Below are 15,373 nucleotides of genomic sequence, written 5' to 3' on the forward strand. Positions count from 1 at the left end.
ATCAATTTGTAGACTTTTTAAAGTTCTCAGCTTGTCCAAGTACTTGCTCAAAGACTTCATCATTCCATTGCGGTGGGTACCCGTTTTCGTAGAGTAATATCGTTAAATCCATGTTCAGCTGACTCTTAATGTCCTCACGACTTGACCAGTCTGCATACTGAGCTTTGTCATCAACCAATTCTTTAATAGCTTTAGCTAGGTCAATACATTTTTCATCAGCATATTCAAATTCATGTTCATCACGAACCTTGATAAGAATGTCATAAAAGGCTTTTTCTTCATAAGAAATTCCTAAATCTTTGAACGAATCCATATCAATTTGAAGGTCTTTCAAAATCTTCATGATTTCATCCGAAAGGCTATTGATGAAATCTGCTGTCACCTCAGAAATAAAGATTTGACTATCTCTGTTATTATAGGCTTCAACAACTCTATCTAGTCTCTCTGAAAATTCAATGGCTTTAACCTGATTAGTTCCGCCGTACTGGTCAATGGCACGTTTTAACAACCTAAGCAGGGCATTAAATTTGGTGATTGGCATTTCTAAAGCATCCAGTTCATCTAGGAAACTTTCATCAAACAGCTCTTGCTTATCATTATTAACAATATCCTCTACACCCGTTGAAGCTATCGCATTCTCAATCATTTGTTGAACATGCTTGTTCATCATTTCAGCATCGGGTGCATTGCCTTTGGTCTGTTTATAAATAATTGAGCGGATTGCCATGTAAAATTGAGCTTTCTCTGTTTCCTCATCTGTGAGCTCTCCAGAAGGAAATACAATCTCATAAGCAGACTTCATTCGACGTGACAGGTACATAAAACGTACTTCCATGTCGTGAAGTCTTTGAACGTACTCTGCCCCTCTGTTAAGACAAAGCAATCTCTCTGCAGGCGTACCATGATAGAAGTCTGAAGCATCAAAATTAACCAGCAATTCATCAATTAAACTCAACTGATTTCTAAAGATTTTCAAGGTAATCTCCAGTTCATCAATCGGACTTTCTTGCTCACCACCATAGGTTTTGATGGCTTCTAACATGGCTCTCTTGATTCCGATATAGTCAACTACCAAACCATGGTCTTTCCCTTCAAAGACGCGATTTACACGGGAAATCGTCTGAATGAGGGTATGTTTTTGAAGGGGTTTATCAATGTACATAACGGCAAGGGATGGTACGTCAAACCCAGTAATCCACATATCCACTACAATAACAATTTGAAAGTTTGAATCATTGTTTTTAAATTGAGCGTCTAACATCTTACGGTGTTTAGCATCTCCCAATAAATCATACATCTCCTTGACATCATCTTGGCTACGAGTTGCAACTATATTGACTTTAGGAAGAGATTCTAACTTCTCTAGTTCCTGCGGTGATAAGTCCTCACGCTCTGTTTTCTTCGCAATGAACCATTCTGGACGAACTGATTTTATAGCTTGGTAAACGTTAAAAGCATGTTCACGGTTCGAACAAACAACCATGGCTTTTTGAACAATCTCAGGTTTCTCACTAACTACCTTTTCATAGTGTTCAACAATATCATCAGCTACTTTTCGGATTCGGTCTGGGTGATTTAAAATTTGTGTCACCTTAGACATGGTACGTTTACTTGCCTCTATCTGCTCAATATTGGCACCTTGTTCCTCAACTTCTTTGTAATAGTTGTCAATCTCAGCAACCTGTTCTTCATTCGTGATAACACGCGCTAGACGTGGTTCATAGGAAATACGAACCGTAATGCCGTCATCTGTTGATTCCTTCATTGTGTAAGATTCAACCACTTCACCAAAAACATGGATAGTCTCATCAATTGGTGTTCCTGTAAAACCAGCATAAGTCGCATTTGGAAATGAGTCCCTCAGATACTTTGCAAAGCCGTAAGAAGTTTCAACGCCAGCCTCTGTGTACTTCAGCTTAGAACCTACATTGGTCTGTGTACGGTGTGCCTCATCTGAAATACAGATGATATTTGTCCGTTCCGAAAGCAGTCCTGTCGCCTCTTCAAATTTTTGAATCGTGGTAATGTAAACACCACCACTTTCATTGATAGATAACTCTTGCTTAAGTTCTGCTCGACTTCCAATCGTTTTAACTTTTTCTGTTTTCAGGTAACGTTTTGACCCTTCAAAAAGTTTACTAGTCTGGTCGCTTAAATCCTCACGGTCAACCAAAATAATCACCGTTGGAGATTTGAAGGTTTCTCGGTCATGTGTAGCTAGCAAGCGTGACAAGAAAAGCATGGTATTGGTCTTACCTGAACCAGTCGCACCAAAGTAAGTACCTCCTTTGCCGTCTCCATAAGGTTTTAAATGCAATTTGATATTTTCCAACATCTTTTTGGCTGCAAAAAACTGAGGATAGCGTGTCACGATAGCTGTATCCTTCTTATCAGAATCAGGATAGTAGATGAAATCTCGTAAAATAGCCACCACTCTATCTTTGGCAAAAGCTCCATGAATCATGGTCAAAAGAGCAGAGATACCGTTAGATACCTTCTCATCATCATTTGCCTTATTCCATGAATAGTAGTATTCATAAGGAGTGAAGATAGAACCCAACTTGGTATTAGCTCCATCAGAAATAACTGACAAGAAAGCATACTTCATCAGAGATGGAATATCCCTATTGTAGCGAATGGTAATCTGCTTCCAAGCGTCATAGACAGTTGTTGTCTCCTGAATGGCTGTTTTAAACTCAAAAATAGCAACAGGGATCCCATTGATAAAGAGAATCAGGTCAGGTCGGCGCTCACGTACATCTTGAACCGTGTATTGATTAACGACTTTAAAAATGTTATTTTCTGGATTCTCAAAATCAATATATTCAATATGAATCGGTGCTAGCGCTGAGTCATTACGAACTAAGTTAAAACCCTCATTTACTAGATAAAACGCTTCACGGTTCCCCATATAAAGTGGAGTATTAGGGACATATTTAATTTTATTGATGACCTTTTCAAGTTCTGTAGCGGTTAGATTTGAATAGCGCTGGCTCAGAAACTCCCTCATATCTTCTTCCAGTAGAATCTCATCATACTTGCGATGAAGTTTATCGCCATTGATATAGTCATAGCCTTGTTCTTGAAATAGCTCAATAATGGCTTCTTCAAGTTGAGCTTCGGTAAATTTAGGCATTCGCATTCGCCTCCTTTATCGCTCCAGCAATCAAAATAGGACAAATATCCTTAATCTGCTGTTTAAGTCTTTCATTGATTTGTTTACGCTCAAGATAAACGTTATATAATTGAGCAATAGAATTTTGGATTTCTATATTAGGCACTGGGATTTTAACATCGCATAAGCTGTCCCATGAAAACAGTTCCTGAGATGAACCCCAAGACATAAATCTCACTAATCTATCAAATTCTGCTCTTTTGAAAAAGGCAAATAAGAAGTCTGGATTGAGTTGCTTAAGCTTGTTGTCTATTATATTGAATGAATTATAGTTCCATGTGACAATTACTGGTTCATCAAGTTTATTTATAGCTAGCACTAACATATCCCGTCCATCAGTTCGACTATTATATGCGAAGAAATTTTCAGGAATAACCAAAAATTTGGACAAGTCAGTTTTAGATATATCTGCTTTTGTGAGAATAAACTCCTTCTTATTAGAAATCCCTCTCACATGTTCCTTATTTAATTTTTTATCAATGTTACGTAACTCATTTTTTTCAATAAAATTACCTAACTTCTTATACAATGAACTGTCTTTCTTGAGTTTATCAAAATAACCATCACAAACCAATTTTAAATCTTCTAGTCCAGTTTCATATGACTTTTGATTGTCAAGCATGGATTTATATACTGCAACATACTTTTCCTGAATCTCGAGGGGAGGTAAGTCAATTTTAACATCACACATCTCTTCCCAGTTAAAGAATTCTGTTGCACTTCCCCATGAATCAAAACGAGAGTATCTATCAAACTCCGAGCGGTTAAAAAACATATATAGATATGTTGGGTTTACTATAGTTTTATCAATGATATTAAAAACCACATAATCATCTGTAACAATAAAGGGGGATTCTGTATTGTTAAATCCTAATCCAATTTTTTCACCCATTCGAGTCGTTCGCCTATTAAAGACAAATTCTTCGATATCAACTATTCTAAAACGATCAAAGTTTCTTCCGACTACATTCGCTTTAGTAGGTTGAATTTCTTTGTTATTAGAAATACCTCGAACATCTGTTATTCCGTAGATAGAATCAATGTTTCTAACTTCCGATTTCGATATCAACTCACCTAATTTATATCTCATAACCAATTCCTTTAAAAGCTGCTTCAAGGCTTGCTTGCGAGGCTTTTTCTAATTTTAAAATTTGCTTCATTTCAGCTTGGATACGTACCATTTCAGTATCGTAATCAATTTCTAAGTCGTGGTCGATAAATTCTACATATTTTGAAGGTGCAAGAGAGTAGTCTGCTTTACGAATTTCATCGATCGTTGCTGATTTACAAAGTTCTGGTATATCTTCATACCCCTCACCTCTTTGCCACGATTGATAAATCGATTTTACTTTAGAAATTTGTTCATCTGTCAAGATTACTTTTTTCTTACGAGTTGTTCTTGAACCAGGAATAGTATATTGTGCAATATTCTGATTCCATTGTCTTAAATCGCAAAATAGAATCTCTTTGTCTCGATTTCGTAGTATTCTACCGTTTTTTTTGCTACTTTTTTTATTATTGTTAATTATCCAAAGAGTACATGACAAATCCACGGTGTAAAACATATCGCGAGGTAAGACAATAATAGCCTCTATCTTATCATTTTCAATAAGCTGCTTTCGGATTTCATACTCAACACCATCTGCATTCAAAGCACCGTTTGCCAAAAGAAATCCTGCAATCCCATCCGTCACGTCTAATTTAGACAACATGTGCAAAATCCAGGCATAGTTGGCATTGGAAGCAGGTGGAATTTTATAACCTTCCCAACGAGCATCATTTAGCAATTCCTTTTCCCCACGCCAATCCTTCAAGTTAAAAGGTGGATTTGCCATGATATAATCAACCTTCATGTCCTTATGCTGGTCATCAGTAAAACTAGAACTTTCACCATAAGGCTTATTTCCAAGGTTATATGAAATTCCTCGAATCGCAAGGTTCATTTTTGCCAAACGACGTGTATCAGGGTTTTTTTCTTGACCAATGATAGAAATGTTTTTCTTATTTCCATGATGTTGTTCAATAAATTTCATTGACTGAACAAACATTCCTCCTGAACCACAAGCAGGGTCGTAAACTCGTCCAGAATAGGGCTCAATCAGTTCTGCAATCAACTTAACTGCTGAAGGTGGTGTATAGAATTCGCCCTCTTCTTTAGTACTTGCTACTGCATAGGACTGCATGAAGTATTCATAAACTCTACCAATCAAATCCTCTTCATGGAATTTATTTTGGTCAATCTTATTGATTTCGTCAATCAAGTTCTTTAAGGTTCTAATCTCGGCACCTAAGCCCGCATAGAAGTTTGACAAAAGAGCACCTTCCAGAGAAGGATTGTCCTTTTCAATCGTTGCCATGGCTGTGTCAATTTTAATAGCTATATCATTGGAGCTTGATTCTTGAACAAGATAAGACCAACGACTCTCTGGTTCAAGATAGAATACATTCTGTGAAGTGTATGAGTCTTTCTTCTCTGCTAAAATCTTTACCAATTCAGGTTTGTCTGCATATTCACGACTAATCTCCTGACGGCGATTTTCAAACTTATCACTAGCAAATTTAATAAAGACTAGACCAATAACGGCATCGCGGTTCTTTTCTGTTCCACCTGCTCCACGTAAAGCATTACGGCAATTAAAAAGAATTTGCTCTAGAGTTGCCTCTTTAGAAACTGTTTTTTTAGCCATTAAAAAGCACCTCCATTCTTAGTGAGTGAAGGTGTTTTTTTGCGTGCTGAAAAAAGGTAGAAACTACCTGCTGTGCTGTGTTGTGCTGTGTTGTTAGATTGTTTCACAACTGTTCTCCTAATCAAATTTTACTTACTACTATTATATCACGTGAGAAAAGTTTTTGAAAAAAGTTACGTGTTTTATGAACTAGGAGTTCATGTTTTTGTGAATGAATTAGCCCCAAATTTGAGATTTAACTATCATAAATCCCTTAAGGGCAGTCCTAAACACCATGAACTGGCAGGTCATGGGAAAAGTAGTTATTATCAACTACTATGTAATCATAAGATGAAAATCTTAACTAAATCATTTTTATAGTCCTATATTGATGCGCATCAAAGGACGGATTGAAACTCAGAACATAGTCACATCATTAGGTGTAGACCGTGTCAACTGTTTCGCCGTTTCTTTGGTGTGCATTTTTTCATACTCAATTCGGCAAACTACTGTGTTTCTCTTCCGTCCTAGGACGGAAAGGAAACTTTATGACTAACAAAGTCGAAAATAAACGTGAACGCAAGATTGCAAATGCTGTTAAGAGTGGCGATTGGAGTGGAGTTGATAAACTGCTCAGTCAAGCAATGGATAACCTTGAACGCAAGGAACGCTATTATGGCAAGACTAGTCTAAATGCTACTGTTACGAACGAAGGACGAGCAACGGAGCTTATGGATTTATATCCTGATAATACTTATAACCCCATTGAACAGTTACTTATCAAGGAGCGTAATGAACACCTATACAATGTCCTCTCTAAGCTTCCAGAAGTTGACCTTCATATCTTCTTAGAAATTGCACTCTATGGCACTTCTGCACTACAACTGACGAAAGAGACACCATTCAAGAGCCATAAAACCGTTAAAAAGCACTATGAGGACACCCTTAATATCTTAAAAGAAGAACTCGGAAAATATTTCTAAAAAACTTTTAGCAGGAACTACCAATTTCCTGCTTTTTTCTCCTTATAGATAAGGAGGTAAGAAATTATGACCTAGCAAGAGTCCAGCTCAAGACTAAAAAGGAGCACATCGACCTAACTCTACAAACACAATGAAAGATAAATGGTGAAAACTATGAAAACTCGTAATCGCAAAGGTGGCTACTCAGCCAATACAGCAACTGAATATATTGACATCAAACAAGCAATTCATTGCTTGAGCACTGAACTTGAACCTCAAATGAGATTTGAAGACGGTCAGCCGACAGGAGAAATTATTGCTCATAAAGCTTGGTTCTCTCAAAAAGGACTTCCACCCTTCCAAGTAAAATTTGAATCTGAGCTAACACTGCCTGCCTATATGACTATGGTTGAATTTGAGAACCTAGAAGCTTGTGAAGTTGGCTATAATGTCTATTTCCGTGCTACTAGTATTAAGGAGGTTAAATGATGACTAATAAAGAACTAGCTCAATACCTGCTCCAAAGTCTCAATATGGGACTTGGAGCCCTCATGCAAGGAGAAACTAGCTATACCAATAGCTTTGACACTAAGATTATGTCTGATGGCTTTCTGTTTATCCCTCGCTTACCAGCAGGTTATATCATTGATGATGAACTCTATCAGAAAATTTTCTTGATTGCCAATGCTTCCCTTTACCCACGTTATACCCTCTTAAAGCAAAATTCAGCCTATTTCATGGCATTAGATACTGATGACATACATGTTCAGCGAGGGCTTTTCTTTCCTTGGAAAAAAGGTGTTTCTGAGCGTTTAGTCATCTCAGATTTAGAGGAATTTTCAAAAATGCAGGAAAAAGATATTCTTCCAATTATGAAAAATCTCACTCTAAACTTTAATAAGGTCACTTCGCTAGCAATTGCTGGTAATAGTGGCTCTGGGAAGTCATATGCTCTTACCTACTTTCTAAGTTTATTAAAAAATTATTCTGAACTTATTATTGTAGACCCAAAGTTTGATACGCCGTCTCGCTGGGCTCGTGAAAATGGTATTGCCGTCATTCATCCTCAAAAGAACCGTTCAAAATCAGATTTTGTTTCGGAAATCAATGAAAATCTCAGTAATTGTCTAAATCTCATTCAGCAACGCCAAGAAATCCTTTACGACAATCCTGAACATCAATTTGACCATTTGACAATTGTCATTGATGAGGTACTGGCCTTGAGTGAAGGAGTAAACAAGACTATTAAGGATTCATTCTTTTCACTCTTGTCTCAAATTGCTTTACTTGGACGTGCCACTAAAGTCCACCTATTTTTAGTCAGCCAGAGGTTTGACCACAATACAATACCTGTATCAGTTCGTGAACAATTGAATGTACTGGTTCAAATAGGGAATATCAATAAGAAAACGACACAATTTCTCTTTCCTGACTTAGACCCTGAAGGAATTGTTATCCCAATAGGTAAGGGAACAGGACTCATCCAAATCATCGACAATGAACATCCCTATCAAGTTCTTCCTCTTCTTTGTCCTACCTACTACGCTAAGAAAGGTATACTCTAAACATGAAAAAGACTTTCTTTCAAAAATCATACAATCTTATTTCCTCCCTTCTTTTCGTTGGGCTAATTAGCTTCATACTCAGTTTCGCTTTCAATCTGCTTGTAAAATTGTTTGGAGATTTTGATATCCCATCTTTGAATAGTTTTATCATCATTATCCAAAATAAACTTATTCTTCTAGGAAGCTACACAAGCCAAATAGCCACCATACTTGTACTAGTTGCTGTTTCTCTGATTATCGTTGAGTTAACCCAACGAATGATTAACGATAGTATTTTGAACTACTTCAAGTCTGTCTACCAGACGATACGCCTGCGACAATTTCTCAGACAAGATGATAAATCAGAGTCTGCTATCACGATTGATAATCAGACAACCATAACAAAATTCAATCCAATTCTTAAAAATTTCAACCAAACAGTAGGAAAAGCAACTGTTGATGTCAGAAAAAGCACTGTTGTCGTCTTTCTCAAATATCCAAGGACACAACAAGCTCAGAAACTTCTGAGAGATATGGAAGCTCATATCAAGGAAGAAATTTCTAGCCGTAATCCAAATTATTATTTTTCTTCACCTAATCGGGAAGGAAATAAGCTCTGGTTTAAAGCTACAAGAAGATAAGGAAAGGGCGGTGCTTGGCTCACAAAGTGAAAGCCAAAGGCACTGCCCTTTCAAACTCTCTAACTTAGCTATGTAATGGGGCTACTACGACCCCCATTACACCAATAATCAATAATCACAGTTTTGAAACAAGACTACCAAAATCACCCTAAAATTCTCCTAACAGATAAGAACTAGAAACGAGGTACCTGCCTATGGCAAAAGAAAAACGTTCTAACAAATGGGCTTTCCTTCTCTATCAAGAGAGTGCTCCTGAAAACTATTTGGAAATCCTTGAAGAAATGCACGTCCCCTTTGTGCTCAGTCCATGGCATGATAAAGATGTCAATAGACAAACAGGTGAGTTTAAGAAGTCGCATAAACATGGCGCTTTGTTCTTTGATTCACTTAAAAGCTACTCGCAAGTCTCAGAACTTTTGACAGAGAAACTAAACACACCTAGTCACGTTGAAATCGTCATGTCCCCTAAAGGTATGTATGATTACTTTATCCATGCTGAAAATCCTGAAAAGACACCTTACGATATCGAGGATATTGAATCAGGGTGTGGCTTTGAACTTGATAAATTTCTTATAAGCAATAACAACGATGAATTTCTTTCGACTGTGATTGATACTATTGAGGAGCATAATTTCACAGAGTTTAATAATCTTGTCATATATGCTCGTGAGGAAAACCCATTACTACTGAGTGTTATAGTTGATAAAACCTACTTCTTTGCGAAATATCTTGACTCTCGTCGTCACTCAGGCTATGGAAAGGACAACGATAATGACCAATAATGAATATGCCAAATTAACCCAAATTGAACAATTGTTAAATACCTTATTAACCATCATTCAACATCAACAAGAACAACAGAAAAGCTCTAACATCGTCACTCAAAAGGAATTGTTGTCAATTCTTCAGATTTCTCCTAACACCTTAAAATCGTGGGAGAAAACTGGTCTAAAGAGGCTTGAACCTCCTATAGAAGGAACACGTACAGTCTATTACAAAATGGAAGATGTTATAAAATACTTAACTCCTTAATCCAAAATGTGCTAAAATAAAACTATCACAATAAATAAATGTGAGGTTGTTATTTTAGCCTTTTATATATCCGAAATAAGAAGGCTACTATGCAAAAAGAAACTATCATTCACAACAATCGAAAGATAACAAAAACTACAAAAAACAACGGTACAATCAGCTACACTCAAAGAGGTGTTTATATTGGGATTGATGTTAAGACTGGTAAAAAAGTCACCTCATCCATCACTGCCAAAACTTTACGAAGTCTTGACCGAAAAATCATGCAGGCTAGACTAGACTTTGAAGAAAAAGGGGCTACCTTAAAAGAGACTCTTGTCATCAATAATTTTGAAGAACTCGCAGAAGCGTGGTTCACTAGCTTTGTAACATGGGTGACCTCACAAAATACTATCAACCGTGTTAGAGGATACTTAGATACTTATATCATTCCAAAATTTGGTACTTATAAGCCTGAGGAAATAAAATCTGTTGATATTCAAGTATGGGTAAACAAACTTGCTCAACAATCAAAGAAATCTGTGGAATCAGGCGCTAAAAAGTCTAAAAAAGGACATGCCAAAGAGTTTGGGGCTGTTATCTATAAATTAAGTGATATTTTCGACTACGGTATTACCAACTTTGAACTCTCTTATAACCCAGCTAAAACAATAAAAATCCCACCTAAACCAAAACCATCTAAAGAGCGTATTATGGTGTTACATGAAGATGATTTAGCAACTTGGCTGAACTATCTAAGTAGCTTACCAAATACACGGGCTAATAGACGTTTTAAGGTCATATGTGATACCTTGCTAGCTTCTGCTTTGCGTATCAATGAACTGCTTGCAATGACCGTTCATGACCTTGATTTTGATAACAATGAGCTTATTGTTACCAAAACACTTATGTGGAGAGCTGCCAATAAAAAGCTTGGCATCAAGGGGGAGGTTGTCTGCAAAAATAGCGCTAAAACAGACTCAGGAAATCGCAGGGTCGCCGTTCCTAGAAAAACATTGGAAGACCTTAGAGATTTTCATAATGAGATGAACACTTACTTTGAAAAGTACGATTTACCCCCTACAGACCTTATTTTCCCGACTATCTATGGGAATTATATGTGCGATAGAAACGAGCGTACAACGCTTAAAAAGCGCCTCTCAGAGCTTGGCTTACCTGATTATGGTTTCCATCTGTTTCGTCACACACATGCTTCTATGATGCTTAATGCAGGTGCAAACTGGAAAGAGCTCCAAATCAGAATGGGGCATAAGTCAATCAAGACAACCATGGACACCTATGCTGAACTAGCACCTAAGAAAAAGTCTGAGGCTGTTGATATTTACCTCAAAGAAATTGCCAAACTTACATCTTAATAAAATGACTACATTTTTGACTACATTTTATTAGACAGGAACTCAAAAACGTTGATATAACAGCGTTTATAGCATGCTGAAATAACACTAATAAACCTTTACAGAGGTAAAATAAGGTTTCAATACGAATCAATACAAAAGAAAAACGCTGATTTCAAGCGTTTTTTCTTTTTGCAAAATGCAGTATATTGCACTGTATTTCAATTCAAACTCTACCTTTTGCTCTACCTTTTTCTTAATTGATTTCTGTTCGTAATGAGCCAAGTCAACTTAATCTTGATTAAATAATAGCAATATATCTTATCTAATACTTTTCCTGTAATTAATATACTCGGTTAATGTCATAATTGACAAATTTCCAGATTTATCTTCAACAATATATAAATCATTTAGACCTTCATTACTATTATTATCGAGAATACTTTTTGCTTCGATAATTTTTTCTATCGACTCTTGGAGTTCATATTCAGAAATATCGCATGGCACTTCTAAATATATTGTTCCTTTACTGGTATTAGATTTAATGGTCAGTTTAGCAGTTTTTTCATTTTGTTTAGCATCAAGTATAACTACATTCTTTTTTTTCATCTTAGAAATAATCTTAATAATATCTTTCAAAATATCTACACATAGAGCTATTTCAAGATCATTCAAAAAATCATTATTAATCAACATTTCAATAAAAGAATTGAACGAAGCTTGAATCTGATCCCCCTTAAGGAAAGCAATCTCAATGTCATCACTTTTAAATTGTTTTTGAATATCTAACTGTTCGTCAACTGTAAAAAGATCTGGAGCTTTAATTAGTATTCCCTTTGCCATAAATATCCCTCCTTGAATTAATTAATTAGGACTAATGTCTAATTATCAATATTAATACTCTATTCTTTTAGTAATAGCGCTCTAAAATCTGTAGTTTTGTTTAAACTATAGAAGCTAGAGTGCTTTTTATATTATTTTAAAAAAACAAAAGTACAGATTTTACTGTACATCAGAATTTTAATAGGAATTCTGATTTTTTTATGCAAATCCATTTAAAAGCCAAAGGGTGTTTAATTATTATTTATTAAAATATAGATAAATATCATTTGATTAGTATTTGTTAAGTAGGAGTGTTTAATTTAAACGACTTCATTATAATGGTTGTCACATACATTAAAATAATAAAAAAATTAAAAAAGGTTGAAAAATAAAAATAACATGTTATAATTATAGCGTCTATATGAATAGGGAATATTGGTAGTAGTAACTTTAAGCCAACTTGATTGTAATCTTTCAACTCTTTTAGGGAGAGTTTTATACGATTACGTGTTGGTGCTTGGTACTATATGATATGGTATTGGGATAGGGTTATCATACCGATATTTTGATTTGTAAGATAGGGGTAGAGCGTAAGTAAAGGGGACGCTCTTTAAAATGGGGAGAAGTTTTTATGAAATATATGTAAATTAGCAATACTGCTGGATTCAAAAACACTTTTATTAGCAAAGCGTTTTTTCTCCTGCAGTTTTTTTATTTATTAAATAGTGTATTTTTAAATTCGGGGGAGAAGACTAGAAAATCTCAAAACAATTGATATCCTTGGATGATATGACTTAGTTTTCTTGTCTTACTTCTTGAATTTTATACGTAATGATAGTCTTTTTATTGAGACCTTTTTCTTTATCTACTTTACATCATTTGCAAAACAAGACCAATAGCGAGGGCATTCCCTTTAATGCTTTTGGAGAAAGGATAACTCATTTTCCTTTTTATTGGGGATAATAAAGTGATAATGTAGAGTCTTATTTGTCAATATTATATTGATTTTGTATAGGTCATAGGGGGGATCTTATGGGAAAATTAAATATTATGGTTGTCTTTGGGACAAGACCAGAGGCAATTAAGATGGCGCCGTTAATTCTTGAGTTGAAATAACATCAAGAAACCATTAATACTATTACAGTAGTCACAGCTCAACACCATCAAATGCTTGACCAGGTTTTGGAGACTTTTGAAATAGTTCCTGATTATGATTTGGATATCATAGGAAAAAAATCAATCACTTCAGGAAATTACTTCTAAAATTTTGGCTAATTTTGATCCAGTTGTTAAGAAAGAACAACCTGATTTGGTTTTAGTTCATAGTGATACTACAACAACTTTTGCTGCTGGATTGGTTGCATTTTACAATAAAGTAAGTATTGGTCACGTTGAGGCTGGGCTTAGAACTTATGACAAATATTCACCATATCTAGAGGAAATGAATCGTCAGGTGACGGTTGTGACTAATTCTATCCATCATGCTGTTAAGCTGGTAGATCTCGGTATTAGTACTAGGATTATTGGTGGTAAGGTTAAACATTCAACAGATGCCTCTATTGGAAGTACAGCTCTGGAACAAATCAGACAACTGAATTTTGATTGTGCTTTCATTGGTGCTAATGGAGTTGATGCCAATTATTTCACAACGCCAGATATGGAAGAGGCGGTCATTAAACGAACAGTGATAGCTAATGCGCAAAAAGCCTATGTTCTAGCTGATGCTTCTAAACTTGGTCAGGTTACCTATGCTAAGGTAGCCGAGGTTGAGAAAGTAACCATAATCACAAATGCTTCGGAAGAAGGGCTCCTTAAATAATTAAAAGAGAAAACGAGGGTTATTGAAGTATGATTTATACTGTGACGCTAAACCCATCAATCGACTTCATTGTTCGTATCGATAAAGTAGAGATTGGTGAAGTTAACCGTATGGAGAGTGATGATAAGTTCGCTGGCGGTAAGGGTATTAATGTTAGTCGTATTTTGCAACGCTTAGGTGTTGATAATACTGCAACGGGCTTCATCGGTGGTTTTACAGGACGTTTTGTGACAGATGGTTTGGATGCTGAAGGTATTAAAACTACTTAGAATGGTGAGACTGTAATGGTATTAGGAAAAGTAAGTGATTTTTTAATCAAGCATCAAAGATTGTTAACATACTTAAGTATTTTTGCTGCGTTAATGTTATTAATGCGCTTAGTGTATGATGATGTTTTGATTGACCATGATAATCCCATCGTTTTAGCAATCTTTATAGGAATACTAGTTCTTTGGACCCTAGCATCTTACCTTAATCGAAGACAGCATATGCTATCCCACTTTATCTTACAGAGTTCGAAACTTATTAACGTCTATGCTGTAGACTTAGATTATCGTTTTATTGCGGTTAATAAGAATGATATTCGGCTCATGGAAGAAATCTTTTATTTCACTCCCAAAATTGGTGACTTTCCAATGAATTATCTTAATAGTGAAGATGCTGCGCGTTTAAAAGCAAATGTTGATCGTGCGAAAAAGGGTGAAACATTTATATTTATGGATACTATTAAGACAGGCGACAAAACGCTTTACTGGCAAAATATGTATTCTCCCATTTATAACAATCGCCAAAAAGTGATTGGTGTTTTTTGTTTTGTTCTTGATGTTACAGAGCAGAGACTTCATGAACTTGAAATACAGAGGATGGCATACGAAGATGTTTTAACACGGGTTCATAATCGACGATATATTGAGCTTGCTTTTGAGGAATGTCTGACACGTAAAGAAGAACAAATTACGGTTATTATATCTGATTTGGATAAATTCAAGGAAGCAAATGATACCTTTGGACATGCTACGGGAGATAAGATTCTAATTGAATTTGGTGATATTTTAACGAAGATAATGCCTGAAAGTGCTGTAATAGCAAGGTTAGGTGGAGATGAATTTGCGGTTTTACTCCCTGGAGTTTCTGAAAATCAAGCTGAATTTTTAATAAAACTTGTTCAAGCAGAAATGACTCTCAAAGATATGGGGATTACAGCATCTTTAGGTGCTTATACGGACTCTTATCAATCACATAAAAACTTCGTTGATTTTTTTGCAATAGCTGATAAGAAAATGTACGAAAATAAAAGTCAGAAAGGAAAATCAGATGTTTGATATTATTCTAGTCGATGACGGTAGTGGAGCTGATTTTGCACCGTTATTTGTAATAG

Annotated in this window: 13 protein-coding genes and 1 pseudogene; 10 read left to right on the plus strand and 4 right to left on the minus strand. The window is 35.7% G+C overall.

Annotated elements, in window-relative coordinates; genetic code table 11:
• Nucleotide 1: 1 nt before the first annotated feature.
• Genes AX663_RS07035 through AX663_RS07045 form a run of 3 tightly spaced genes read right to left on the minus strand, consistent with a single transcriptional unit; the run spans nt 2 to nt 5,862 of the window.
• Complete coding sequence (locus AX663_RS07035) at nt 2-3,136, minus strand: type I restriction endonuclease subunit R (RefSeq protein ID WP_060973099.1); 3,135 nt, start codon at nt 3,134-3,136, stop codon at nt 2-4.
• Nucleotides 3,129-4,265 carry a restriction endonuclease subunit S gene (locus AX663_RS07040; protein ID WP_060973100.1) on the minus strand — a complete coding sequence of 379 codons (1,137 nt, stop codon included), beginning with the start codon at nt 4,263-4,265 and terminating at the stop codon, nt 3,129-3,131. The genes AX663_RS07035 and AX663_RS07040 overlap by 8 nt, the downstream gene beginning before the upstream one ends.
• Entirely contained in the window at nt 4,255-5,862 is a 1,608-nt protein-coding gene (locus AX663_RS07045; RefSeq protein ID WP_060973101.1) for a type I restriction-modification system subunit M, read from the minus strand. Before AX663_RS07045 ends, AX663_RS07040 begins: the two co-directional genes overlap by 11 nt.
• Nucleotides 5,863-6,389: 527 nt before the next feature.
• On the opposite strand from AX663_RS07045, the gene AX663_RS07050 reads away from it, so the two are divergent.
• From AX663_RS07050 to AX663_RS07080, 7 genes are all read left to right on the plus strand, one after another.
• Entirely contained in the window at nt 6,390-6,824 is a 435-nt protein-coding gene (locus AX663_RS07050) for a hypothetical protein (protein ID WP_060973102.1), read from the plus strand.
• 153 nt (nt 6,825-6,977) lie between these two features.
• The gene (locus tag AX663_RS07055; RefSeq protein WP_025170996.1) at nt 6,978-7,292 is read left to right on the plus strand and encodes a hypothetical protein; all 315 of its coding nucleotides are present in this window, start codon (nt 6,978-6,980) and stop codon (nt 7,290-7,292) included.
• The gene (locus AX663_RS07060; RefSeq protein ID WP_060973112.1) at nt 7,292-8,368 is read left to right on the plus strand and encodes an AAA family ATPase; all 1,077 of its coding nucleotides are present in this window, start codon (nt 7,292-7,294) and stop codon (nt 8,366-8,368) included. Before AX663_RS07055 ends, AX663_RS07060 begins: the two co-directional genes overlap by 1 nt.
• Nucleotides 8,369-8,370: 2 nt before the next feature.
• Nucleotides 8,371-8,988 (plus strand): hypothetical protein, encoded by a 618-nt coding sequence (locus AX663_RS07065; protein ID WP_060973103.1) that lies wholly within the window; start codon nt 8,371-8,373, stop codon nt 8,986-8,988.
• 194 nt (nt 8,989-9,182) lie between these two features.
• Complete coding sequence (locus AX663_RS07070) at nt 9,183-9,770, plus strand: replication protein (RefSeq protein WP_060973104.1); 588 nt, start codon at nt 9,183-9,185, stop codon at nt 9,768-9,770.
• On the plus strand, nt 9,760-10,020 hold the full coding sequence (locus AX663_RS07075; RefSeq protein WP_060973105.1) for a MerR family transcriptional regulator: 261 nt from the start codon (nt 9,760-9,762) through the stop codon (nt 10,018-10,020). Before AX663_RS07070 ends, AX663_RS07075 begins: the two co-directional genes overlap by 11 nt.
• A gap of 89 nt (nt 10,021-10,109) precedes the next feature.
• On the plus strand, nt 10,110-11,375 hold the full coding sequence (locus tag AX663_RS07080) for a tyrosine-type recombinase/integrase (RefSeq protein WP_060973106.1): 1,266 nt from the start codon (nt 10,110-10,112) through the stop codon (nt 11,373-11,375).
• 300 nt (nt 11,376-11,675) lie between these two features.
• On the opposite strand, the gene AX663_RS07085 is transcribed toward AX663_RS07080, so the two are convergent.
• Complete coding sequence (locus tag AX663_RS07085; RefSeq protein WP_060973107.1) at nt 11,676-12,197, minus strand: hypothetical protein; 522 nt, start codon at nt 12,195-12,197, stop codon at nt 11,676-11,678.
• Between the two features lie 1,246 nt (nt 12,198-13,443).
• Here AX663_RS07085 and AX663_RS07090 point away from each other — a divergent pair.
• From AX663_RS07090 to AX663_RS07100, 3 genes and pseudogenes are all read left to right on the plus strand, one after another.
• Nucleotides 13,444-13,995, plus strand: coding sequence for a DeoR/GlpR family DNA-binding transcription regulator (locus tag AX663_RS07090; protein WP_060973108.1), 552 nt, complete (start codon nt 13,444-13,446; stop codon nt 13,993-13,995).
• Between the two features lie 29 nt (nt 13,996-14,024).
• Nucleotides 14,025-14,258, plus strand: a pseudogene (locus AX663_RS07095) (PfkB family carbohydrate kinase); the annotation flags it as partial.
• A gap of 21 nt (nt 14,259-14,279) precedes the next feature.
• Nucleotides 14,280-15,317: a sensor domain-containing diguanylate cyclase gene (locus tag AX663_RS07100; RefSeq protein WP_060973110.1), complete on the plus strand. Its 1,038-nt coding sequence runs from the start codon at nt 14,280-14,282 to the stop codon at nt 15,315-15,317.
• The last annotated feature ends 56 nt before the right edge of the window (nt 15,318-15,373 follow it).

The sequence above is a fragment of the Streptococcus sp. CCH8-H5 genome (assembly GCF_001556505.1).
GTDB lineage: Bacteria > Bacillota > Bacilli > Lactobacillales > Streptococcaceae > Streptococcus.